General features: G+C 65.4%; 19 protein-coding genes. 14 read left to right on the forward strand and 5 right to left on the reverse strand.

Annotation, left to right across the window (positions count from 1 at the left end; translation table 11 throughout):
- Positions 1 to 17: 17 nt before the first annotated feature.
- Positions 18 to 968 carry a siderophore ABC transporter substrate-binding protein gene (locus ACIQXM_RS10780; protein ID WP_400931260.1) on the reverse strand — a complete coding sequence of 317 codons (951 nt, stop codon included), beginning with the start codon at positions 966 to 968 and terminating at the stop codon, positions 18 to 20.
- Between the two features lie 363 nt (positions 969 to 1,331).
- Between ACIQXM_RS10780 and groES the strand changes: the two genes are divergently transcribed.
- The 10 genes from groES to ACIQXM_RS10830 all read left to right on the forward strand — a co-directional run bounded on the left by groES (position 1,332) and on the right by ACIQXM_RS10830 (position 15,618).
- Positions 1,332 to 1,628: a co-chaperone GroES gene (gene groES, locus ACIQXM_RS10785; RefSeq protein WP_152219702.1), complete on the forward strand. Its 297-nt coding sequence runs from the start codon at positions 1,332 to 1,334 to the stop codon at positions 1,626 to 1,628.
- Positions 1,629 to 1,708: 80 nt separating this feature from the next.
- On the forward strand, positions 1,709 to 3,322 hold the full coding sequence (gene groL, locus ACIQXM_RS10790) for a chaperonin GroEL (RefSeq protein WP_400931262.1): 1,614 nt from the start codon (positions 1,709 to 1,711) through the stop codon (positions 3,320 to 3,322).
- Positions 3,323 to 3,559: 237 nt separating this feature from the next.
- Positions 3,560 to 5,080, forward strand: coding sequence for an IMP dehydrogenase (gene guaB / locus ACIQXM_RS10795; RefSeq protein WP_400931264.1), 1,521 nt, complete (start codon positions 3,560 to 3,562; stop codon positions 5,078 to 5,080).
- A 105-nt stretch (positions 5,081 to 5,185) separates the two neighbouring features.
- The gene (locus ACIQXM_RS10800) at positions 5,186 to 6,325 is read left to right on the forward strand and encodes a GuaB3 family IMP dehydrogenase-related protein (RefSeq protein ID WP_400931266.1); all 1,140 of its coding nucleotides are present in this window, start codon (positions 5,186 to 5,188) and stop codon (positions 6,323 to 6,325) included.
- A gap of 59 nt (positions 6,326 to 6,384) precedes the next feature.
- On the forward strand, positions 6,385 to 8,109 hold the full coding sequence (locus ACIQXM_RS10805) for a glycerol-3-phosphate dehydrogenase/oxidase (RefSeq protein WP_400931268.1): 1,725 nt from the start codon (positions 6,385 to 6,387) through the stop codon (positions 8,107 to 8,109).
- A 55-nt stretch (positions 8,110 to 8,164) separates the two neighbouring features.
- On the forward strand, positions 8,165 to 8,605 hold the full coding sequence (locus tag ACIQXM_RS10810; protein ID WP_400931894.1) for a PTS sugar transporter subunit IIA: 441 nt from the start codon (positions 8,165 to 8,167) through the stop codon (positions 8,603 to 8,605).
- A gap of 63 nt (positions 8,606 to 8,668) precedes the next feature.
- Positions 8,669 to 9,490, forward strand: coding sequence for an SURF1 family protein (locus tag ACIQXM_RS10815; RefSeq protein ID WP_400931270.1), 822 nt, complete (start codon positions 8,669 to 8,671; stop codon positions 9,488 to 9,490).
- Positions 9,487 to 9,909: a DUF3817 domain-containing protein gene (locus ACIQXM_RS10820; protein ID WP_400931272.1), complete on the forward strand. Its 423-nt coding sequence runs from the start codon at positions 9,487 to 9,489 to the stop codon at positions 9,907 to 9,909. Before ACIQXM_RS10815 ends, ACIQXM_RS10820 begins: the two co-directional genes overlap by 4 nt.
- Positions 9,910 to 9,984: 75 nt before the next feature.
- The gene (guaA, locus tag ACIQXM_RS10825; protein ID WP_400931274.1) at positions 9,985 to 11,574 is read left to right on the forward strand and encodes a glutamine-hydrolyzing GMP synthase; all 1,590 of its coding nucleotides are present in this window, start codon (positions 9,985 to 9,987) and stop codon (positions 11,572 to 11,574) included.
- 135 nt (positions 11,575 to 11,709) lie between these two features.
- On the forward strand, positions 11,710 to 15,618 hold the full coding sequence (locus tag ACIQXM_RS10830; RefSeq protein WP_400931276.1) for a DUF4011 domain-containing protein: 3,909 nt from the start codon (positions 11,710 to 11,712) through the stop codon (positions 15,616 to 15,618).
- Between the two features lie 218 nt (positions 15,619 to 15,836).
- On the opposite strand, the gene cpaB is transcribed toward ACIQXM_RS10830, so the two are convergent.
- The 3 genes from cpaB to ACIQXM_RS10845 form a co-directional block, all read right to left on the reverse strand.
- Positions 15,837 to 16,508: a Flp pilus assembly protein CpaB gene (gene cpaB / locus ACIQXM_RS10835; RefSeq protein ID WP_400931277.1), complete on the reverse strand. Its 672-nt coding sequence runs from the start codon at positions 16,506 to 16,508 to the stop codon at positions 15,837 to 15,839.
- Positions 16,509 to 16,614: 106 nt separating this feature from the next.
- A complete protein-coding gene (locus ACIQXM_RS10840; protein WP_400931279.1) occupies positions 16,615 to 16,935 on the reverse strand; it encodes an FmdB family zinc ribbon protein in 321 nt (106 codons plus the stop codon).
- 89 nt (positions 16,936 to 17,024) lie between these two features.
- The gene (locus tag ACIQXM_RS10845) at positions 17,025 to 17,648 is read right to left on the reverse strand and encodes a 5-formyltetrahydrofolate cyclo-ligase (protein ID WP_400931281.1); all 624 of its coding nucleotides are present in this window, start codon (positions 17,646 to 17,648) and stop codon (positions 17,025 to 17,027) included.
- Positions 17,649 to 17,727: 79 nt separating this feature from the next.
- Between ACIQXM_RS10845 and galU the strand changes: the two genes are divergently transcribed.
- From galU to ACIQXM_RS10865, 4 genes are all read left to right on the forward strand, one after another.
- A complete protein-coding gene (gene galU, locus ACIQXM_RS10850) occupies positions 17,728 to 18,633 on the forward strand; it encodes a UTP--glucose-1-phosphate uridylyltransferase GalU (protein WP_400931283.1) in 906 nt (301 codons plus the stop codon).
- 4 nt (positions 18,634 to 18,637) lie between these two features.
- Entirely contained in the window at positions 18,638 to 19,252 is a 615-nt protein-coding gene (locus ACIQXM_RS10855; RefSeq protein ID WP_400931285.1) for a GNAT family N-acetyltransferase, read from the forward strand.
- 88 nt (positions 19,253 to 19,340) lie between these two features.
- Positions 19,341 to 20,387: a hypothetical protein gene (locus tag ACIQXM_RS10860; RefSeq protein ID WP_400931287.1), complete on the forward strand. Its 1,047-nt coding sequence runs from the start codon at positions 19,341 to 19,343 to the stop codon at positions 20,385 to 20,387.
- A gap of 53 nt (positions 20,388 to 20,440) precedes the next feature.
- Entirely contained in the window at positions 20,441 to 21,718 is a 1,278-nt protein-coding gene (locus ACIQXM_RS10865) for a phosphotransferase (RefSeq protein ID WP_400931289.1), read from the forward strand.
- 12 nt (positions 21,719 to 21,730) lie between these two features.
- On the opposite strand, the gene ACIQXM_RS10870 is transcribed toward ACIQXM_RS10865, so the two are convergent.
- The gene (locus ACIQXM_RS10870; RefSeq protein ID WP_400931896.1) at positions 21,731 to 22,201 is read right to left on the reverse strand and encodes an Lrp/AsnC family transcriptional regulator; all 471 of its coding nucleotides are present in this window, start codon (positions 22,199 to 22,201) and stop codon (positions 21,731 to 21,733) included.
- Between the last annotated feature and the right edge of the window lie 112 nt (positions 22,202 to 22,313).

Raw genomic sequence — 22,313 nt, forward strand, 5'->3', positions numbered from 1 at the left:
CCAACGGTGAGAGAGGGTTAGGAGACGGCGTCCTGAACGGCGGAAACCATGCTGTCTACGTTGTTCAGTCCGTATCCGACGAGGTACCAGCTGGAGGCATCCAGCATCGTGATGTTGCCGTTCTTCGCGGCCTTGGTGCCGTCCACGAGTTCGTTGCTCATCACGGCGGAAGCGGCCTCGCCGCTCTGGCCCACGGCTACGTCGCGGTCAATCACGAACAGGTGGTCGGGGTTCTGGCTGGCGATGAATTCCGCGGTGATGGACTCGCCGTGGGACCCGTCGTGCTTGATGTCGGCCACCGGCGTTACGCCGAGGACGTCGTGGATGATGCCAAAGCGGGAACCGGCGCCGTAGGCAGTCATTTCACCGCCGCTGGTCATGACGATCAGGCCGGTGCCGGCTTCTGCGGTAACAGCCTTGGTTTCCTCGATGCGGGTATCGATCGCGGCGAGCTTTTCCTCAACCATGTCTTCCTTCTCGAAGATGCGGCCCAGCGTGCCTGCCGCTTCCTTGAAGGAATTGATGGAGTCCGCAGCGTCCACGCTGAGGTCGATGGTGGGGGCAATCTTGCTGAGTTCCTCGTAGGAGCCTGCAACACGGCCGGAGATGATGATCAGGTCCGGGGCGCCTTCGCTGATGGCTTCGAAGTCCGGCTCCTTCATGCTGCCGATCTTCTCGTACTCGTCTCCGGCGTATTTGGAGAGGCTTGCGGGATACGTGGCGGCAGGGACACCGTCGACATCGACGTCGAGGGCATCCATGGTGTCCAGCGCACCCAGGTCAAAGGTGTACACGGTTTCAGGGTTGACCGGAACCTCGGTGCTGCCCTGGGCGTGCTCCACGGTGATCGTGGACGGCTCAGCCGAAGCATCCGCTGAGGCTTCGGTTTCTGATCCGCAGGCGCTCAGCGCAAGAAGGGAAGCGAGTACGGTCCCGGCGACAAGGCGGGATTTGGCGGGAGTTTTCACGGTAGGGGCTCCAACTGCTTGGGTCGATCGTCCGGCCCGGTGGGGAACCCCACCAATAGGACAGAAATTTTCATTAGGACACAAAAACATTTGCTAATTCTGCGCGCCCTAGAAAACTACCGTGTTAGGACAGCCTAAGCAACTTTGGCGTCCCATCATGCGTCGCAGGTTCTCCCTGCGGCACTGAATGCCGCAAAAATTGGCACTCGCCTTGACCGAGTGCCAGCCCTTGCATAAAGTCGGACCTAGCACTCTCCTAGGGAGGGTGCTAATTCCCGAGGGAAGCGCCAACCGGCACCGCGACGACGGCCAGCGCCCACCGACGGTCCCCATCCGTTAGTAACTACGCAAAGGAGAGCCCGAGTGTCGGTCTCGATTAAGCCCCTTGAGGATCGCATTGTTGTCCGCCCCCTCGAAGCCGAGCAGACCACTGCTTCCGGCCTCGTCATCCCGGACACTGCAAAGGAAAAGCCCCAGGAGGGCGAAGTTGTTGCAGTAGGCCCCGGCCGCGTTGATGACAACGGCAACCGCGTTCCCGTGGATGTTTCCGAAGGTGACGTAGTCATCTACTCCAAGTACGGCGGAACTGAAGTCAAGCACGGCGGCCAGGAGTACCTGGTGCTGTCCGCCCGCGACGTGCTGGCCATCGTCGTTAAGTAGTTCACAAAGGAAAGCCCCGGCCAATCTGGCCGGGGTTTTCTGATGCAGGTGCAGATGTAGCTGTCGGAAAGGACACACACATGGCAAAGCAATTGGAGTTCAACGACTCCGCCCGCCGCTCGCTGGAGGCCGGCGTCGACAAGCTGGCCAACACCGTCAAGGTGACCCTCGGCCCGCGCGGCCGCAACGTAGTGCTCGCCAAGACCTGGGGCGCTCCCACCATCACGAATGACGGCGTGACCATCGCCCGCGAAGTCGAGCTGGATGATCCGTATGAGAACCTCGGCGCGCAGCTGGCCAAGGAAGTAGCCACCAAGACCAACGATGTTGCCGGCGACGGCACCACCACGGCCACCGTCCTGGCGCAGGCCCTGGTCAAGGAAGGCCTGCGCAACGTTGCTGCAGGCGCTGCTCCGGGCCAGCTCAAGCGCGGAATGGAGACTGCCGTGGAAGCGGTAGCCGCCCGCCTGCTGGAAAACGCCAAGGAAGTTGAAGGCAACCAGGTGGCGCACGTCGCCGCCATCTCCGCGCAGAGCATGGAGATCGGCGAACTGCTGGCCAAGGCTTTTGACACCGTCGGCAAGGACGGCGTCATCACCATCGAGGAATCCTCCTCGACGCAGACCGAACTGGTCATCACCGAGGGCATGCAGTTCGACAAGGGTTACCTGTCCCCGTACTTCGTGACCGATCCGGAACGCCAGGAAGCCGTCCTCGAAGACGCGCTGATCCTGATCAACTCCGGCAAGATTTCCTCCGTGGCCGAGTTCCTGCCGCTGCTGGAAAAGGCGCTGCAGGCCTCCAAGCCGCTGTTCATCATTGCCGAAGACATCGAAGGCGAAGCCCTGTCGACCCTGGTGGTCAACAAGATCCGCGGCACCCTGAACGTGGTTGCCGTCAAGGCTCCCGGTTTCGGTGACCGCCGCAAGGCCATGATGCAGGACATCGCCACCCTCACGGGTGCACAGGTTGTCTCCCCGGACCTGGGCCTGAAGCTGGACCAGGTTGGCCTGGAGGTGCTGGGCTCCGCCCGCCGCATCACGGTCACCAAGGACAGCACCACCATTGTTGACGGTTCCGGTTCGGAGTCGGACGTGGCGGACCGCGTTGCCCAGATCCGTGCAGAAATCGAACGCACGGACTCCGACTGGGACCGCGAAAAGCTGCAGGAACGCCTGGCCAAGCTCTCCGGCGGCATCGGCGTGATCAAGGTCGGTGCAGCCACCGAGGTTGAGCTGAAGGAAAAGAAGCACCGCATCGAAGACGCTGTGTCTTCGACCCGTGCAGCCCTGGAAGAGGGCATTGTGGCCGGCGGCGGTTCCGCACTGGTTCACGCTGCCAAGGCCCTGGACACCGATCCCGAGGTCCTCAAGCTTGAGGGCGACGCCGCCACAGCAGTGGGCCTGGTGCGCCGCGCCCTGGCACAGCCGCTGCGCTGGATCGCCGAAAACGCCGGCGCCGAAGGCATGGTTGTTGTTGCCAAGGTCACCGACCTCGAGGTCAACAACGGCTTCAACGCCGCCACCGGCGAGTACGAGAACCTGATCGAGGCCGGCATCATTGACCCGGTCAAGGTCACCCGTTCCGCCCTGCGCAACGCTGCGTCCATCGCCGCGCTGGTCCTCACCACCGAAGCTCTTGTGGTGGAGAAGCCGGCCGACGACGACGATGACAGCAACGGCCACCAGCACTAGGTGACCTGTTAGCCCCGGTGCCCGCGGTATCCCTGTGCGGCACCGGGGCTTTCGCGTGTCCGGGGATTTGCACCTCCGCAGCCGCAGAGGAACCGCTGTGATGGATGCCACCAGTAAGGATTTGGAATAGGGACCGGCCGTCTTTCGTTTTAGGATGGTAAGAAGCCCGCCGGTCCGTTCTCCGGCTTTTTCTTCCATTTCTCCATCCCTCCGGTCCTTCGCGAAAGAGGCGCAGTTTTGAGCCAGCAGTCCCCAGAGCATGACCCGTTCGGCTTCATTGGCCTGACCTACGACGACGTCCTGCTGCTGCCCGGCCCCACGGACGTCATCCCGTCCGAGGCGGACACCTCCTCACGGCTGTCCAAGCGGATCACCGTGCACACGCCGCTGCTTTCCGCTGCCATGGACACGGTTACGGAATCCCGCATGGCCATCGCCATGGCCCGCCAGGGCGGTCTCGGCGTGATCCACCGCAACCTGTCCATTCCGGACCAGGCTGAGCACGTGGACCGGGTCAAGCGCAGCGAATCCGGCATGATCACCAACCCGGTGACCATCGCACCGGACGCCACCCTGCAGGAACTGGACGACCTCTGCGCTCACTTCCGGGTATCCGGCCTGCCCGTGGTGGACGCCGACAATAAACTGCTCGGCATCGTGACCAACCGCGACACCCGCTTTATCCCGCGCGCCGACTACCCCCGCCGCAAGGTCAATGAAGTCATGACCCGTATGCCCCTGATTACCGGGCGCGTGGGGATCAGCGCCGAGGAAACCGTGGAGCTGCTGGGCAAGCACCGCATCGAGAAGCTTCCGCTGGTCGACGACGCCGGCCGCTTGCAGGGCCTGATCACGGTCAAGGACTTCGACAAGGCCGAACAGTACCCCCTGGCCACCAAGGACGAGGAAGGCCGGCTGCGCGTTGGTGCCGCGATCGGTTTCTTCGGCGACGGCTATGAGCGCGCCATGACCCTGGTCGAGGCCGGCGTTGACCTTCTCGTGGTGGACACCGCCAACGGCCACAGTGCCGGCGTGCTGGACATGATCGCCCGCTTGAAGAAGGATCCCGCCGTCGCGCACGTGGACATCATTGGCGGCCAGGCAGCTACCCGTGAAGGCGCCCAGGCGCTGATCGACGCCGGAGCTGACGCCATCAAGGTGGGCGTGGGACCGGGCTCCATCTGCACCACCCGAGTTGTCGCCGGCGTGGGCGTACCCCAGATCACCGCCATTTACGAAGCTTCCAAGGCCGCCATCCCGGCCGGCGTACCGCTGATCGCCGACGGCGGTCTCCAGTACTCGGGCGATATCGGCAAGGCGATTGTGGCCGGCGCCGACACCGTGATGCTCGGCAGCCTGCTCGCAGGCTCCGCCGAAAGCCCCGGGGACCTGGTCTTCGTCAACGGCAAGCAGTTCAAGTCCTACCGCGGAATGGGCTCCCTCGGCGCCATGCAGAGCCGCGGCAAAAACACGTCCTACTCCAAGGACCGCTATTTCCAGGCCGACGTACCCTCGGATGAAAAGCTGATCCCGGAAGGCATCGAAGGCCAGGTTCCGTACCGCGGTCCGCTGTCCGCCGTCGCCCACCAGCTCGTTGGCGGCCTGCGCCAGACCATGTTCTACACCGGCGCCCGCACCATCCCCGAGCTGAAGGCCAAGGGGAAGTTTGTCCGGATCACTCCGGCCGGGCTGAAGGAATCCCATCCGCACGACATCATGATGACGGCGGAAGCACCCAATTACGGCACCCGCCGCTAATACCGCAGCTCAGCAGCGCAAGCCGCGTCCCCCGTGTTTGTCACGGCAGGGATGCGGCTTGCGCTGTTTTAAGCCCCGGGCTCGTGGCTGGGATAACCTAGGGGTGTGAGTAATGAGATTGAAATTGGCCGTGGCAAGCGTGGGCGCCGAGCCTACTCCCTCGATGATGTGGCGATTGTGCCGTCCCGGCGTACCCGGGACCCGCAGGACGTTTCGATCAACTGGCAGATAGACGCCTATCAGTTCGAGATGCCGGTGATGGGCGCGCCGATGGACTCGGTGATGTCTCCTGCCACCGCCATCGCCATGGGCAAGCTGGGCGGCCTGGGCGTGCTGAACCTGGAGGGCCTGTGGACCCGTTACGAGGATCCGCAGCCCCTGCTGGATGAAATCGCCGTCCTGAGCGAAGAGAACTACAACCCCGAAGCCACCCGCCGGCTGCAGGAAATCTATGACGCACCCATCCAGGCGGAACTGATCACCTCCCGTCTGGCTGAAGTGCGCGACGCCGGCGTGACCGTTGCCGGGTCCCTGACCCCGCAGCGCACCCAGGAGTTCTACAAGACCGTACTGGCTGCCGGCGTGGACATCTTTGTCATCCGCGGCACCACCGTCTCAGCCGAGCACGTCTCCAAGACCGTTGAACCGCTGAACCTCAAGCAGTTCATCTACGAACTGGACGTTCCCGTCATCGTGGGCGGCGCCGCCGGCTACACCCCGGCCCTGCACCTGATGCGCACCGGCGCAGCAGGCGTCCTCGTCGGTTTCGGCGGGGGAGCGACCACCACCACCCGCCGGGCGCTGGGCATCCACGCCCCCATGGCCACCGCGATCGCCGATATCGCCGAGGCACGGCGCGATTACATGGATGAATCCGGCGGCCGGTACGTCCATGTGATCGCCGACGGCGGCATGGGCACCAGCGGGGACATCGTCAAGGCCATCGCCATGGGCGCCGACGCCGTCATGCTGGGTTCCGCGCTGGCCCGCGCGGAAGAAGCTCCCGGCCAGGGATGGCACTGGGGCCAGGAAGCGCACCACAGCGAACTTCCCCGCGGGGACCGGGTCCGGCTGGACACGGTTGGCCCGCTGCAGGAAGTCCTCTGGGGACCTTCGCACCACACCAACGGCACGTCCAACCTGATGGGCGCACTGCGACGTGCCATGGCCACCACCGGTTACTCGGATGTGAAAGCGTTCCAGCGCATCGAGGTGCTTGTGGCCCCCTACCTATCCAGCATGTAGTTCCCTAGAGTGGCTGCAGCGGACGCAGCGCCGGCGGGTCCCAGAGAGGAATCTGTTCCATGAGCAAAGATGCACTCAGCCCGGAATACCGGGAAGACGCCCTGGCCGCGCTGCGGTCCACAGCAGAACCCGGCCAGGAACTGGACATCCTGATTGTGGGCGGCGGCGTGGTGGGCGCCGGAGCTGCCCTGGACGCGGTGACCCGCGGTCTCAAGGTGGGCATGGTGGAGGCCCGGGACTGGGCTTCGGGCACGTCGTCGCGCTCCTCCAAGCTCATCCACGGCGGGCTGCGGTACCTGGAGATGCTGGACTTCGCGCTGGTGGCGGAGGCGCTCAAGGAACGCGGGCTGCTGATCCAGCGGATCGCTCCGCATCTGGTCAAGCCCGTACCGTTCCTGTACCCCCTGACGCACCGCTTCTATGAGCGCCCCTACGTGGGTGCGGGCATCATGCTCTACGACACCATGGGACTGACCTCGGGCAATTCCCGCGGGGTGCCCATGCACAAGCACCTCAGCAAGAAATCCACGCTCCGGGCGGCGCCCAGCCTCAAGGATGACGCCATGATCGGCTCCATCCGCTACTACGATGCCCAGGTGGATGACGCCCGGTACGTGGCGAACATGGTCCGGACCGCGGCGCACTACGGCGCCACCGTGGCCAACCGGCTTTCGGTGGTGGACTTCCTGCGCGAAGGCGAACGCGTGGTGGGCGCCCGGGTCAAGGATTCCGAGTCCGGACGGGAATTCGACATCTTCGCCCGCCAGGTGGTCAACGCCACCGGGGTATGGACCGATGAAACGCAGGCCATGGTCACCGACCGCGGGCAGTTGAAGGTCCGGGCTTCCAAGGGCGTGCACCTGGTGGTGCCGCGGGACCGGATCCAGTCCACCGTCGGGATGATCCTGCGCACGGAAAAATCCGTCCTCTTTGTCATTCCCTGGGGCAGGCACTGGATTGTGGGTACCACGGACACGGACTGGAACCTGGACAAGGCGCATCCCGCGGCCACCTCAGCGGACATCGACTACATCCTCGAGCACGTGAACCGGGTCCTCAAGACCCCGCTGACGCGCGAAGACGTTGAGGGCGTGTATGCCGGACTGCGCCCGCTGCTCGCCGGCGAGAATGATTCCACGGCCAAACTGTCCCGTGAACACGTCGTGGCGCATCCGGTACCGGGACTGGTGGTGGTGGCCGGCGGCAAGTGGACCACCTACCGTGTGATGGCCAAGGACGCCGTGGACGAGGCGGCCCGCGCCCTGGACGACAAGGTGCCCGAAAGCTGCACCTCCACCATCCCGCTGCTGGGGGCGGTGGGCTATAAGGCCGCCTGGAACCGCCGGCACCGCACCGCAGAGCACTACGGGGTGCACGTGGCACGGGTGGAGCATCTGCTGAACCGCTACGGTTCCCTGGCCACCGAGGTCCTTGAACTGATCCGCCAGAATCCTGAGCTGGGGGAGCCCCTGCCGGGAGCGGATGACTACCTGCGGGCTGAAGTCGTGTACGCCACCACCTCCGAGGGAGCCCGCCACGTGGAAGACGTGCTGGCCCGCCGCACCCGCATCTCCATTGAGTCCTGGGACCGAGGGGTGTCCGCGGCTCCCGTAGTGGCGGAGCTGATGGCTCCGGTCCTGAACTGGGGGCCCGAGCGGGTGCAGCAGGAAGTGGCCCATTACGAGGCCCGGGTGGAAGCCGAACGGCTCAGCCAGGAACAGCCGGACGACATCTCGGCGGACGCCGCCCGGCTGAAGGCCCACGATATTGCGCCGCTCATCTGACGTGGAACCCGAGCTCTCCCTGCAGGAAAGGGACGCAGTGCTGACGGTGCCTGAGATGGTGATCCTGGAGATGGAGGCGGCCGACCGCACGGACGCCGCCGCCCAGCTTGCCCAAAAGATGTACGAGCAGGGGCGAATCGATGATCTTGACGCGTTCCTTGAACAGGTAAACGCCCGGGAACACCAGATGGCCACCGGCCTGCCCGGAGGAATCGGCGTGCCGCATGCCCGCAGTAAGCATGTGCTGCAGACCTCGATCGCCGTGGGGATCACCCGCTACGGGCACAGCGTCGATTTTGGTGCGTCCGACGGCCCGGCCACCGTGATACTGCTCATAGCAACGCCGGCGGGTGCGTTCTCCGAACATCTGGAAGTCCTGGCCACCCTGGCGCGCTCATTGTTTCGCCCGGCCTTCCGGGATTCACTCCGCCGGGCCCATGATCCCGAAGTCATTGCCGAACTCATTAACTCCTCACTGGTCTTTTTTGATCACTGACGGCTGCGGAGGCCAAGCTGCCGGCATTGGGTTTTCCGCAGGGTTACGACGTACGGTTAAAAGGTGCTGAAAACTGCCCTGCAACCCCGCTGGATCCTCGCGCTGCTCTTTGCCCTCGCGCTGTCCGCGGTATTTGTCCTCCTGAGCCAGTGGCAGTTTTCAACCGCCGAGAGCGAGCCGCCTCCCGCAGCCTCCACCACCGAGGAAATCCGGCCCCTGATCGACGTCTTCACCCCCGGGGTGGAATTGACCGGCAGTGCAGCTGACCAAGTGGTGTCCATGAACGGATCCTTTAGCGTCGACGACACGGTGCTGATCGGCGAGCGGCTGTACGACGGTGAGACCGGCTACTGGGTGGTGACCGCATTTACCGTCGACGGAGCGCCCCAAGACGCCGTCATGCCGGTGGTCCGTGGCTGGGTTGCCGACCCGGACGACGTCGAGCCGGCCCCCTCCGGTGCCGCCGCCGTCGTCGGGCGCCTCCTTCCGCCCGAAGGCCCCATTCCGCAGGCCCCGGACGAGGACGGCATCCTGCCCAGCCTCGCCAGCGCCGAACTGATCAATATCTGGGACACCCCGGGCTATGCCGCCTTTGTGTCCGCGAATGAGATCACCGTGGGCGGCGAGGCTGCCCCGACCGGCAGCATGCGCACCGTGGACGTGGCAGCCCAGCCCCAGGAAACCTCGGTAAACTGGATGAACATTTTTTATGCCGTCGAGTGGTTTGTCTTTGCCGGGTTCGCCGTCTTCCTGTGGTGGCGCCTCGTGGCGGACGCCTACCGCAGCTCCCTCGAGGATGACGACGAGTACTACGAAGACGACGAAGACGACGACGAGGGCCCCGCGCCCGTGCGTCCGGCCCCAACCAGTGAGGTACAAAAGTGAGTGATCCCACAACTGCAGCAGCCCGGAAACCGCGCCGGAAGAAGCGCCGTTTTGGCGGCACCCACGCGCAGATCCGTTCTGCCCTGACGTTTTACAAGGTGTTCTCCTACGTCACGGGTGTGTTCCTGCTGCTGCTGTGCGTGGAGATGATCCTCAAGTACGGCCTGAAGATCGAAGAAATCACCGTTGGCCCGCTGAACCTGTTCACCGGCGTCCTGATTGCACACGGCTGGCTGTATGTGGTTTACCTGCTCTCCGACTTCCGCCTGTGGCAGCTGATGCGCTGGCCGTTCTCCAAGTTCATCCTGATTGCCCTCGGCGGTGTCGTCCCCTTCCTGTCCTTCATCGTGGAAGCCCGGACGCACAAGCAGGTCCTTGCCGAGCTGGCTGCCCACCCCGAAGCTGCTAAGCGCTACTGAAAAACCGGGAGTGCCGTGCACCACAGCAGTCCGGTGGATGTGCGGCTTGCAAGCTCCGGAGACTATCCTTGGAGGGTGACTAACTCCGCGACCCCTCCCATAGAAGAGCGCCCTGTCCTAGTTGTGGACTTCGGCGCCCAGTACGCCCAGCTCATTGCCCGCCGGGTACGCGATGCAGATGTCTATTCCGAGGTGGTGCCCCACACCTGGACCACGGAACAGATCATGGCCAAGAACCCGGCAGCGATCATTCTTTCCGGCGGCCCTTCCAGCGTGTACGCGGAAGGTGCACCTGCTGTCAGCGAAGGCCTGTTCGACGCAGGCGTCCCCGTCCTGGGGATCTGCTACGGCTTCCAGGCCATGGCCAGCGTCCTCGGCGGCAAAGTCGCCGAGACCGGCCTGCGCGAGTACGGCTCCACCGACGCCACAGTGGTGGGCGGTGCCCGCTCCATCCTCGAAGGCACCCCCGAGCACCAGAACACCTGGATGAGCCACGGCGACAGCGTCCAGGAAGCCCCTCCCGGATTCGACGTCCTGGCCACCACGGCCGGCGCCCCGGTTGCCGCCATCGCCAACGAAGAGAAGCGTCTCTACGGCGTCCAGTGGCACCCCGAGGTGAAGCACTCCGTGCACGGCCAGTCCGTCCTGGAGAACTTCCTCTTCAAGGGTGCAGGACTGGACCGCAGCTGGACCACGGGCAACATTGTCGAAGAGCAGGTCGAAAAGATCCGCGAGCAGGTGGGCAGCGCCCGGGTGATCTGCGGACTTTCCGGCGGCGTCGACTCCGCCGTGGCAGCAGCACTGGTGCAGCGCGCCGTCGGCGACCAGCTGACCTGCGTCTTCGTGGACCACGGCCTGCTGCGCGAAGGCGAAGCCGAACAGGTGGAACGTGACTTCGTGGCATCCACCGGCGTCAACCTCTACGTAGCCAATGAGCAGCAGCGCTTCCTGGAAGCCCTGGCCGGCGTCACCGACCCCGAAACCAAGCGCAAGATTATTGGCCGTGAGTTCATCCGCGCGTTCGAAGAAGCTGAACGCGCCATCATGGCCGAAGCAGAAGCTTCCGGCGAACCCATCCGTTTCCTGGTCCAGGGCACCCTGTACCCGGACGTCGTCGAATCCGGCGGCGGTGAGGGCGCAGCCAACATCAAGAGCCACCACAACGTGGGCGGCCTGCCCGAAGACCTGAAGTTCGAACTGGTGGAACCGCTGCGTGCCCTGTTCAAGGACGAGGTCCGCGCCGTGGGCCGCGAGTTGGGCCTGCCGGCGGAAATCGTTGGACGCCAGCCGTTCCCCGGCCCGGGCCTGGGCATCCGCATCATCGGCGAGGTCAACCAGGAACGCCTGGACCTGCTGCGCCGCGCCGACGCCATCGCCCGCGCCGAGCTCACCGCAGCCGGCCTGGACAATGATGTGTGGCAGATGCCGGTTGTCCTGCTGGCCGATGTCCGCAGCGTGGGCGTCCAGGGTGACGGCCGGACCTACGGCCATCCGATCGTCCTGCGTCCGGTGTCCAGCGAAGACGCAATGACCGCTGACTGGTCGCGCCTGCCGTATGACCTGCTGGCACGCATCTCCAACCGCATCACCAATGAAGTCGACGGGATCAACCGAGTGGTTCTGGACGTCACGTCCAAGCCGCCGGGAACCATCGAGTGGGAGTAGATTGACCGCGGGGGACAGCCGAACAGGCTGTCCCCCGCGTTGCTATGCCGGGCAAACGCGGCAAAAAGCGATAGTTTGGAAGGTATGCCAATTTGGTCAAGATCGTCGCGCGGAAGTGCAGAAAAGAGGGCATCAGTGTCTGAGCAGAATCCCGGGGACAGCGCCTCGGACTTCCTGCTGCCGTGGCTGGGACAACTGGGACAGCATGCCGGATCGGACACGTTGCTTCACTTCACCCCGTCAGCGTCCAACAGCATCGACCTGACTCACGCGCATCCCTCAGGGCTGGCCCAGTTGCTGGCAGGACGCCGCACGCGGCTGTCCACCCTGCTGCGTGACTCGGAGCAGTACGGAGCCGCCATGAAGGCCGGGCGCCTCCTGCGCGCAAAAATCTACGAACTAGGCACGGACCGGGGGATCGACGTCGGCTATCTGGCTGCAGGCACGGCCTCCTGGCGCTACGCCGCGGACGACGCCGTCCGCCCCGAGTCGCTCACCGCTCCGGTGCTGCTGACTCCGATTTCACTGACCGTGCACCCCTCCCAGGACGACTACGAGCTTCAGCTGACGGACAAGGCAGCCCTGAACCCGGCATTTATCCGCCACCTGCAGTACGAGCAGAACCTGGACCTCGATGCAGAAGCCCTGGCCCGGCTGGCCTACGGCACCGCGCGCCTAGATCCGCATCCCGTACTGGAGAAACTGCGGGCGGTCACCGAGCATGTCCGCGGCATCAACATCGAACACCAGCTGCTGGTATCCACCTTCGCCGACCTCTCCGATCTGGCCGAGGACAGCGCCCTGGACCCCGCCCACCCCATCCTGAGCGCGCTCATGGATGCAGCCCGCGGCAAGACCCCCTCCATTCCGGAAATGACGGACCCGGGACTCCCTCCCCTTGATGACCGGCTTCCCGCGGATGAGCTGCTGATCCTGGACGCTGACAGCGAGCAGCAGGACGTCCTGGACCTCATCCTGGACGGCCAGTCCATGGTGGTCTCCTCTCCTCCCGGAACCGGCCAGACGCAGACTGCGCTCAACGCCGCTGCCGCGCTGATGCATGCCGGCAAGTCCGTGCTTGTGGTTGCCGAACGCCGGGGAACACTGAACCAGTTTGTCTCCGAGCTTGATTCCCAGCACCTGGGATCCGCGGTCCTCCAGCTCAACGCCGGTTTGACCGAGCAGCAGATCAAGGACCAGCTGGTAAGGGCCATCGTCCGGAACGAGAAGTCCACTGCTCCCGAGCTGGAGAGCCTGCACCGGGTCCTCATCTCCAACCGGCATCAGCTGCGCGACCATGTGAAGTCCCTTCACAACGTCCGCGACCGCTGGGGCTGCTCGCCCTACCAGGCCATGCAGTCCCTGGCGGAGCTCACCTCCATGTCGCCTGCGCCGGCCACGCCTGTCCGGCTCAAGCGGAGCGTGCTGGACAGCATCACTGACCGCACCGAACTGACCGGCCGGCTCCGCCGCGCCGCCGAGCTGGGAAGCTTCAGCCGCGCCGCCACCAGCAGCCCCTGGTTCGGCGCCAAACTGCTCAACCGCAAGGAAACCGAAGAAGCCTTCGAGCTGACCCAGAGCCTGGCCAAGGACCTCCCCGAGCTCCGCGCCCAGGTGCTGGCTGTTGCCGAACATTCACAGATCCGCCTGGGAGAAACCTTTTCGCAGTGGGGTGAGCAGCTTGAACTGATGGTCGCCGTGCGTGAAAGCCTGGACAAGTTCACCCCGGATATCTTTGACCGGCCGGTGAGCGACCTGATTTCCGCCACCGCTTCCTCATCCTGGCGCCGCGAACGCGCCGTGGACATGAGCTCCATGACCCGGTCACGGCTCCGGCGCGTGGCCAAGGAATACATCCGTCCCGGCGTGCACATTTCAGACCTGCACTCCTCGCTCGTCGAGGTCCAGCAGCAGCGCGCGGTATGGGCCCGGTATGCCACCACCCAGCGCCATCCGTCAGTGCCCACCGGACTGGCGGACATCAACCGGTCCTACATCACCGTCAAGGACCAGCTGGACACCCTCACCGGCATCCTCGAGGGAACACCCTCCAAGCCGGACCTCGCCGAGCTGCCCCTGGATGAGCTGGAGAAGCAGCTCGATGCTCTGGCCGGAGACCGCGAAACCCTGGAAACGCTGCCCGAACGCACCCTGCTGCTGGACGAAATGCGGGATCAGGGCCTGGGTGAACTGCTTGACGACCTTGAAGCCCGTGAAGTGGAAGCCCGTCAAGTGGGATATGAGCTGGAACTGGCCTGGTGGCAGTCTGCCCTGGAAGCCATGATCAGCGGCGACGACTACCTGGCCATGTCCGATGGTGACAGCCTGCGCCGTCTGGAAGCCGAATACCGGTTGGCAGACAACGCCCATATTGCCTCCGGCAGTTCACGGGTGCGGTCTTCCCTGGCTGACCGCTGGCGCCGCGGCGTCAAGGCATCGGAATCCGACGCCACGATCCTGCGCGACGCCATCAAGAACGGTCCGCTGACGCTGGCGGACCTGTGCACGCAGTCCCCGGAACTGGTTTCCTCGCTGCTGCCGGTCTGGACCGCCAGCCCGCTGGTTCTGCCGATGGTCCTGCCCGGCAACTGGTCCTTTGACGCAGTCCTGGTGCTCGACGCCGAGTCCACGTCCCTGCAGGCCGCTGTTCCCGCCCTGGCGCGCGCTGCGCAGGTAGTGGCGTTCGGAGACGGGCAGCTTGGCGGTCCGCGTCCGTTCACGATTGGCGTGGAGCCCGTACCGGCAGCCGCGGTGCAGCAGGACATGGTCAGTGTCTTCGAAGCCCTGGCCAAGATCCTTCCCACCCGCACCCTGTCCACTGTTTACCGCGGCACGGACCGTGCGCTGCTGAACCAGCTGAGCCGCAGTTTTTACGACGGCCGGCTGACCACCGTTCCGCGCGGCTCCGACATTTCCTCCACTGAACGCTCGCTGGTTGTCGAGTATCTTGCGGACGGCACCGGCATGCCCAGTTCGGAGCATGAAGGCGTCGAAAGCGTCGCGGCCGAAGTGAACCGAGTGGTTGACCTGGTGTTCGAGCACATCCGCCGCCGCCCCCACGAGTCACTCGCGGTGGTGACGGCAAGCCCGCGGCACGCCGTACGGGTTGCCGAAGCAATCCGGGTCCAGATGGCCAACTTCCCGTGGGCCTCGGACTTCTTCACCCCGGGCAAAGAGTCCTTCCGCGTGGTTCCGGTGGACCGGGCAGCAGGTCTGGTTCGGGACAGCGTGATCTTCTCGCTTGGTTTCGGCCGCACCCCGCACGGCCGCGCACTGCACACTTTCGGGCCGCTCTCCTCGTCCCACGGACGTGGAAAGTTCCTCACCGCCATGACCCGCGCCCGCAGCAGGCTGCACGTCCTGACGTGCTTCCGGCCTGAGGACCTGGACAAAACACGGTTGGGCTACGGTGCCCTGGACTTCTACGAGCTCATCAGCCGTGAACTGGACTCCTCCGCGGCAAGCACTGCCCGGCGCGGCAGCGCGGCAGCGGATTCCGCTTCCCGCAGGTCCGACGGCGCGGGCGGAATCATGGATGAAGACGCACTGGTGGCGGATCTGGTGGAGCGGCTGCGTGCGCGCGGTGCGAAAGTCTGGGACCACTATCAGGGAACCATCGACATTGTGGCCACAGTTGACCGCAGCAACGCGGACGGTGAACCGACCGTTCCCATGGCCATCGAGTCCGACGGCACGGAGCATTACCGGACCATGAGCGTGCGTGAACGCAGCCGGCTGCGGCCGCAGCTGCTGGAACGGATGGGATGGCGCTACATGCCGCTGTGGACCATAGAGGTCTTCAGCGATCCCTCAGCCTGCGCCGACCTGGTGGGACGCTACCTGAACCTTCCCGCTCCCCGTGAAAATGACGGAAGGTCCGCCCGAACCGGGGGCACCTCGGTGAGCGGTTCACTTGCGCGCCGCGGCAGCCTTCTCTCGGCTCCTCACGGCAGCACCCGTGCGAAGGCAAATACGGCAGAGTCAGCCCGGCCCGCGCAGGCCAGCGGTTCGGAAGGCCCCGCACGGGAGGCCCGCCGGCCGTGACACCGAGGAAGCTGCACCGCCGCGCCAGCGGAGGAACCGTCAGCGGGCAGGCGAACCGGGAGACGCCCCCGGCGCCTGCCGGCAAGCCGCCCGCTGAACGGGCGGTTCCGAAGGTGAAGGCGGCCGAGGACGATCCCCGGGTGTGGGGGGACACACCGGAAGACCGGGATTCCTGGCTTCTGAAACAGCGTCCCCCGCACTGGGGCTGAGGCGGGGAACTAGCCTCCGGTCAGGATCAGATGAACCTGGCCGGAGCCCGATGCCGCGGCCAGGGCGGCAGCCTGGGCGGGGGCGGCAGCCAGCACCACCAGGGCACCGGTTTCAGCGGATCCCGGCCAGGCGGAAGCGCCGTCGGCCGCAGTCCACAGCACCGGCACAGCGGATGCCAAAAGAAGGGGATCGGCGGATACCGTGCCGTCCGAGCTGCCCGCCACCACGTCCACCAGCTGCCCCGGAGAGAGCAGCCGGGCCATGGCCGGGTCTGCGGGGCGGACAGACACTGCAACGGTCCCGGGGGGAGCTCCGGTCAGGAGTCCGGTTCCCACCAGAGATGTCTGCATCAGCGGACTGCCGCTGGCCAGGGGAGTAGCCAGCCGCCGGCCTGCAGCCTGATCGGGCGAGGTGAAGGAATCCGGGGGGACAGCGGCGGCGGGCATTGCCACCGTGCGAAGGTCCCCGGCGGTGAGCACTGCGCCCGCCGGCAGATCTGCGGCGGACACCACCACCGCATGGCCGCCGGATTCCGCAGGCAGCAGCGACTGGACGGCAATGCCGGCTGCTGCGCAGCACATGAGGGCGGCAAGCAGACGCCTGCGACGAAGGATGAACCGCCGCAGACGGAGCCTAAGACGGGATTCGGAGCGGGAGGTTGCCGCTGGATATGGCTGCACCCTCAGACCGTAGGCCGGATGCCCGCCGGGCTAAGACGCCCCGGGGGAATTGTGGACGGCCGCTCCCCGGATGTCCGGTGGGGAGGAGGGGCATCGAACGCGGTGCCTAGGAGGCGGCGGAACCGGTCCCGGCCGATGCGCCTGCTGCAGAGGAGGAAGCTGAAGAGCCCGAACCCGAAGATGCCTTGGCCGGGGCGGAGGCCGGAGCCGAGTCCGTCTTCGAAGGGGCCGCGGGAACCGAGTTCTTCGCGTCGCGCGAATCAGTGCGGTAGAAACCGGATCCCTTGAAGACCACCCCTACGCTGTTGAATTTCTTGCGCAGGTTGCCGCTGCAGGCAGGGCACACCGTCAGGGTGTCATCGGTAAAGGACTGCTGGATGTCAAAAGCGTGACCGCAGTCCTTGCAGGCATAGGCATACGTAGGCACTGTTACTTACTCCTCCTGAGAACCAAGATGTCAGGCCCCCGGCCCCGCTGGCCCGTGAAACGGCAGCTGGCACTCGGTGGCCTTGAGTGCTAACTATACACCGGGGGTGCCGGGAGCTCCGTCCACTGTGAGGGGGTCAACACACCGGTGACCGGTTCATCCAGGGAATCAGAGGTCCAGGATCCTGCGGGAGCAAATTCCGAGTCGTAGACCACTGCCACCGCGGGAATCGAATTGCCGGCCGACCGCAGTCCCGCCAGGAATCGGTCGTAGTAGCCGCCGCCCTTTCCCAGCCGGACTCCGTCCCGGTCGACGGCCAGGGCGGGAACGAGGAGAAGCTTCAGATCCGGAAGTTCCTCCACCTGCAGGCGCGGACCGGCCGGTTCGGGAACGGATGGAAACAACCCCGGGACAAGAGGCACCCCGGGTGTCCACCGGCACCAGGAGAGCATCCGGTCCGGCTCGCAGACAGGCACGACGACGTCGTATCCGCGCTCATGCAGCCCTGTCAGCAGCGGTGCAGTGTCCGGTTCCCGTCCCGCCGACAGATACGCGGCAACGGTGGCGGAGGAAGGAACAATCTCCGCCATGACGCTGAACGCCCGGGCGGCAAGTGCGCGGCCTGCAGCCGGCGGGACGTCGGCGGGAAGCTCCCGGCGGCGCCTGCGGTAGGCGGTCCGGGCAACGTCCTTGGGAACAGCAGAGCCAATCATGTGTCCATTGTCGCAAATGGCCCTTGCCAAATGACGGGCATTTGGGAAAAAGGGTCTGCGCTTATGTACTCTTACGGACATGACTTCTCGCGCCACCGTAACCAAAGCCGTAATTCCCGCAGCCGGGTTGGGTACCCGTTTCCTGCCGGCAACTAAAGCCATGCCGAAGGAAATGCTGCCGGTAGTCGATAAACCCGCCATCCAGTATGTGGTGGAAGAAGCGGTAAATTCCGGTATGTCGGACATCCTGATGATCACCGGCCGCAACAAGCGTTCACTGGAAGATCATTTTGACCGCGTTCCCTTCATCGAAAAAACGTTGGAAGACAAGGGCGACCTTGAAAAGCTGGCCATGGTCCGCGCCGCTTCCGAACTGGGAGAAATCCACTACCTGCGCCAGGGCGACCCCAAGGGCCTGGGCCACGCAGTGCTGCGTGCCAAGCTTCACGTAGGGGACGAACCGTTTGCCGTACTGCTCGGTGATGACCTGATCGACGCCCGTGACGAACTCCTGACCAAAATGGTGGAGGTCCAGGCCAAGACCGGCGGCTCGGTCATCGCACTGATCGAAGTTGAGCCCTCCCAGATCAGCGCCTACGGCTGCGCCGACATCTCCGTGGTCGAGGGTGAAGATTACGTCCGCGTCAACAAGCTGGTGGAAAAGCCCGATGTTGACGAGGCACCCTCCAACCTTGCCGTCATCGGCCGCTACGTCCTGCACCCGTCAGTCTTCGAAGTACTGGAGAACACCGGCCCCGGCCGCGGCGGAGAAATCCAGCTGACCGATGCGCTGCAGACCCTTGCCGCCCGTGAAGAGGGTGAAGGCGCAGGCGTTTACGGTGTTGTGTTCCGCGGCCGCCGCTACGACACCGGTGACAAGCTCAGCTACCTGAAGGCAGTTGTGTCCTTGGCCTCCGAGCGTGAGGACCTTGGACCGGACCTGCGCGAGTGGCTCAAGGAGTTCACCGGAACGCTCGAAAGCTGATGCTGTGTGGGGGTCGGTCATCTGGCCGGTAACGCTGGAATGCGGTGACGTGGGGCTGCGCCCCATCCGCTACCGCGACCAGCGTGAATGGACCGGCCTCCGCAGCCGCAATGCCGCCTGGATGGCGCCCTGGGAAGCGAGCAACCCGCTTCCCGGCGGAGACCTGCCGTCCTACGCAGGCATGGTGCGCAGCCTGAACCAGCAGGCCCGCCAGGATTCCGCCCTTCCGTTTGTCATCACCGAACGCGACGGACTGCGTTCGGTGCCGGCCATTGCCGGCCAGCTGACCGTCTCCACCATCGTGTGGGGATCTGCCCGCATGGCAACCCTGGGCTACTGGGTGGACGAGGCAAGAGCCGGCCGAGGGATCGCACCGACGGCAGTCGCGCTGGCCACCGACCACTGTTTTCAGACACTCGGACTGCACCGCATGGAAATCAACATCAGGCCGGAAAACAGCGCCAGCCTTCGCGTTGTCGAAAAGCTGGGTTTCCGTGATGAGGGACTGCGGAAGCGGTACCTGCATATCGCGGGGCAGTGGGCGGACCACCGAAGTTTCGCGCTGACAACCGAAGATGTTCCCGACGGCCTGCTGAAACCGTGGCTGGCGTCCCGATAAGGGAAAATGGGTCATTTTTTACCGGTGAAGCCCGACACACCGGCAGTAATGCGCTGTCCGATGTGGACTTTCTCATACCGTCATAGATGTGGACTTCCCTCTTAACAGCTCCCTGATCCTGGCCGTCACCGTTGGCCTCTGGCTGCTGTGGGTTGCCCCCTATCTTTTCCGCCGATCCAAGACCGCTGCCATGCCTGCCGCCGCGGCACCCGCAGCTGCCGCACCCGCAGCTGCCGCACCCGCGGTCCTGCCGGCTCCCTCGTCAACAGCCATCCGCTCTTCCATCTCCGCCGATGGACTGTCCCAGCAGGGGAACACCATGCATAACGACTCTTTCCACCAGCCCGGGAACGCCGGGGCAGGAACGGGCTCCGCACCCGCTAACCGGGGCATCGCGGGCACGCCGGAAACGGCTTCGCCGCGCCCCGATTTCTCGATCCGCTACGGCCGGACCGCCCTGGCCCTCGCCGGCGCCCTGGCTCTCGCCGTCGTCGTCATTGGGTTTCCGCTGGCCGTTTTCGGTGCCGCCTCATGGTGGCTGCCGGTGAATGCCCTGCTCGTGGCGGCCGGGGCAGTCGCCTCCCTGCGCGCCCTGGCCGTGCGGGACCGGCGGCTTCGCGTGGAGGCAGCGTTCCGTGACGCCATGAGTGTGGGCCGGCAGCCGTCGCCCGCACCGCAGCCCGATCCCGAGCCCCTGCCTGTTCCCGAGAAGCCCGTGCAGCGGCGGGAAACAGTCCTGTTCGACCGCGAGAGCTCCTCGGGTGCGAAAGCCGCCGCGAACAAGGGCACGGGCGCTTCCGCTGAAGCAAAGACCATTACGGCACCGGGATCTTCGGACCGCCCGCTTACTCCCGCGGAACTTCGCACCGCAGCTCTTGAGAGCGCCGCAGCTTCTGCGAAGAAGCCGTCCGACCGTCCCGCAGGCCCGCCCAAAACTTCCACCACGCCGTGGGAACCCGTAGCTGTGCCCAAGCCCATCTATGTTGAAGCACCCGTGGCCCAGCGCCCCGTTCCGGCACCCCTGGTTCCGCCGGAGACGCCCAAGTCCACTGCCCGGACCCCCCTCCGGCCCGGAGCAGCACCGGTAACCGGCAAGATCAACCTGGATGATGTCCTGCAGCGCCGCCGCGCCTAGAACACCGCGCCGACGCCGAACCGGCAGGAACCGCACAGCATGAACCGCACAGCATGAACCGCAGCACCCGGACCGCCGTCACCGGCGCGGAAGCTGTTCATAAGGCCAGGCTGGAGGGCCCGCACATGTCCGGGCCCCTGACGGCGGCACTGCGCCCCCTGGGGCTGGTGCCGCTTTCCTTTACCCATGTGCGCTCCCATCACCGTCCGGGCGCCGGCATCAGCGCCCTCTACCGGGTGCAGGCCGTGCCCCGCCGCTCGCGTTCCGCCGGCCAGCCTGCAGGCGCACCGGTGTGCCTGCAGATCGGTGCCACTACGGCGTCCCTTACCCCGGAACAAAGCAGGAACACGGTGCGGGGGGCACTAGGCGGCACGGACATGCGGCTCTGGGTCCATCCCCGCGATCCTGTCCTGAGCGGCCTGCCCTGGGCCACCAACGCCGCTGCCGTGGCACGCGGCGTGTTCGGCGGAGAAACGGACGGCAGGCACGCCGTGCTAAAGCTGGCTGCCTACCGTCCCCTTCGCCGGGCGGTAATCCGGGCAACCTTTCAAGAATCCACCGTGTATCTGAAAGTCCCGCAGCCGGAGCTGGCCGCGGGCCTTCGCCGCCGCGTGGAAGTGGCAGCTGCCGCCGGCCTGCCCGTTCCGCCGTTGCTGGTTATAGCACCGGAAGAAAACCCCGCCTCGGAATCGGTCCTGGCGCTGGGTGCGCTGCCCGGTGTGTCCCTCCACCGCCGGCTCAGCTCTGAGCCTGCTGCGGGTTTCGATCCGGGCTCCCTGACAGATCTCCTGGCCCGGCTGCCCGCCGCGGCCCTTGAATTTCCGGGCAGACCGTCCTGGGCCGAGCGGGTACTGGATTATGCCGCGGGTTCGGCTGCAGTCCTTCCGGCCTACGCAGAGCGGATCATGAACTGTGCCAGGGACGCCGACGCGGCGGCCCGTGCCGCGGATGCCGGGCCGGTGGTGCCTACCCACGGCGACTTTCACGGCGGAAACCTTCTGGCAATCCCCGGCCGCGGCGGCCCCCAACTCAGCGGACTGCTGGATCTGGACGGGCTCGGGCCCGGACACCGGGTGGATGACCTGGCGTGTTTCCTCGGGCATCTGTTCGTCTGTACCGCGTTGAATCCCGGCGTTGACGCGCTGCGCAGCACGGCCGAACGGTGCGCCGCGGCGTTTGCAGCCGAGACGGACCCGGCGGCACTCTACTCGCGGTCCGGGGCCGTCGCACTGACACTGGTTGCCGGTGCCGCCGGCCGGGGTCGCCTGGAAGCAGAACAAACCCTCGCCGCGGCGGAAGGACTCGTGGGACGCTCCCGCAGCAGTTCCTGACGGCCGGCCGCCCTAGGAGGGCGCCAGCTTTTCCAGCAACGGCTCGGTCCGGTACGGGATGTGTTCGTGCAGCGCCAGCACCGTTTCGCTGCGGATGACCCCTTTGATCCGCAGCACAGAGCGCAGCGCCTGCTGCAGGTTCTGGGTATCGGTGGCGGTGAGGCGGCACCAGACATCACCGCGGCCAGAGATCTCATGCACCTCAAGGATCTGCGGAAGGGTCCGCAGTCCCGCAATGACCGTGTCCAGTTCCCGGTGGGAGACCTCGAGGGTAACGAAGGCGAGGACGTCATATCCCAGGCGGGCCAGATCGACGTCGCGTCCGCCCGGGCGGACCAGCCCGGCCCGGTCCAGATGCTTCAAATGGCTTTGGGTGGTGTTGCGGGCAATGCCCAGCGTTTCACTGAGCTCGCCAATCTGTGCGCGGGGGTCGCGAACCAGTTCCAGCAGCAGCTTCAAGTCAAGGGCGTCGAGGTTGCCCATAGCGCTCATCTCCTCTCAAGGAAAACGGAGATATTGATCAAAACTGTCAAAATCGGGCAGATTTGACGCAGATCGGGTGCGGCAGGCTCCATCCTAAAGGGAATTCCATCAG

Origin of the sequence: Arthrobacter sp. NPDC097144 (genome assembly GCF_044762205.1) — a bacterium.
GTDB lineage: Bacteria > Actinomycetota > Actinomycetes > Actinomycetales > Micrococcaceae > Arthrobacter_B.

Excerpts from the sequence above, each read along its gene's own strand:
- groL (WP_400931262.1), top strand. The coding sequence starts at position 1,709 with ATGGCAAAGCAATTGGAGTTCAACGACTCCGCCCGCCGCTCGCTGGAG.
- ACIQXM_RS10805 (WP_400931268.1), top strand. The coding sequence starts at position 6,385 with ATGAGCAAAGATGCACTCAGCCCGGAATACCGGGAAGACGCCCTGGCC.
- ACIQXM_RS10810 (WP_400931894.1), top strand. The coding sequence starts at position 8,165 with ATGGTGATCCTGGAGATGGAGGCGGCCGACCGCACGGACGCCGCCGCC.
- ACIQXM_RS10845 (WP_400931281.1), bottom strand. The coding sequence starts at position 17,648 with ATGATTGGCTCTGCTGTTCCCAAGGACGTTGCCCGGACCGCCTACCGC.
- galU (WP_400931283.1), top strand. The coding sequence starts at position 17,728 with ATGACTTCTCGCGCCACCGTAACCAAAGCCGTAATTCCCGCAGCCGGG.
- ACIQXM_RS10865 (WP_400931289.1), top strand. The coding sequence starts at position 20,441 with ATGAACCGCAGCACCCGGACCGCCGTCACCGGCGCGGAAGCTGTTCAT.
- ACIQXM_RS10870 (WP_400931896.1), bottom strand. The coding sequence starts at position 22,201 with ATGGGCAACCTCGACGCCCTTGACTTGAAGCTGCTGCTGGAACTGGTT.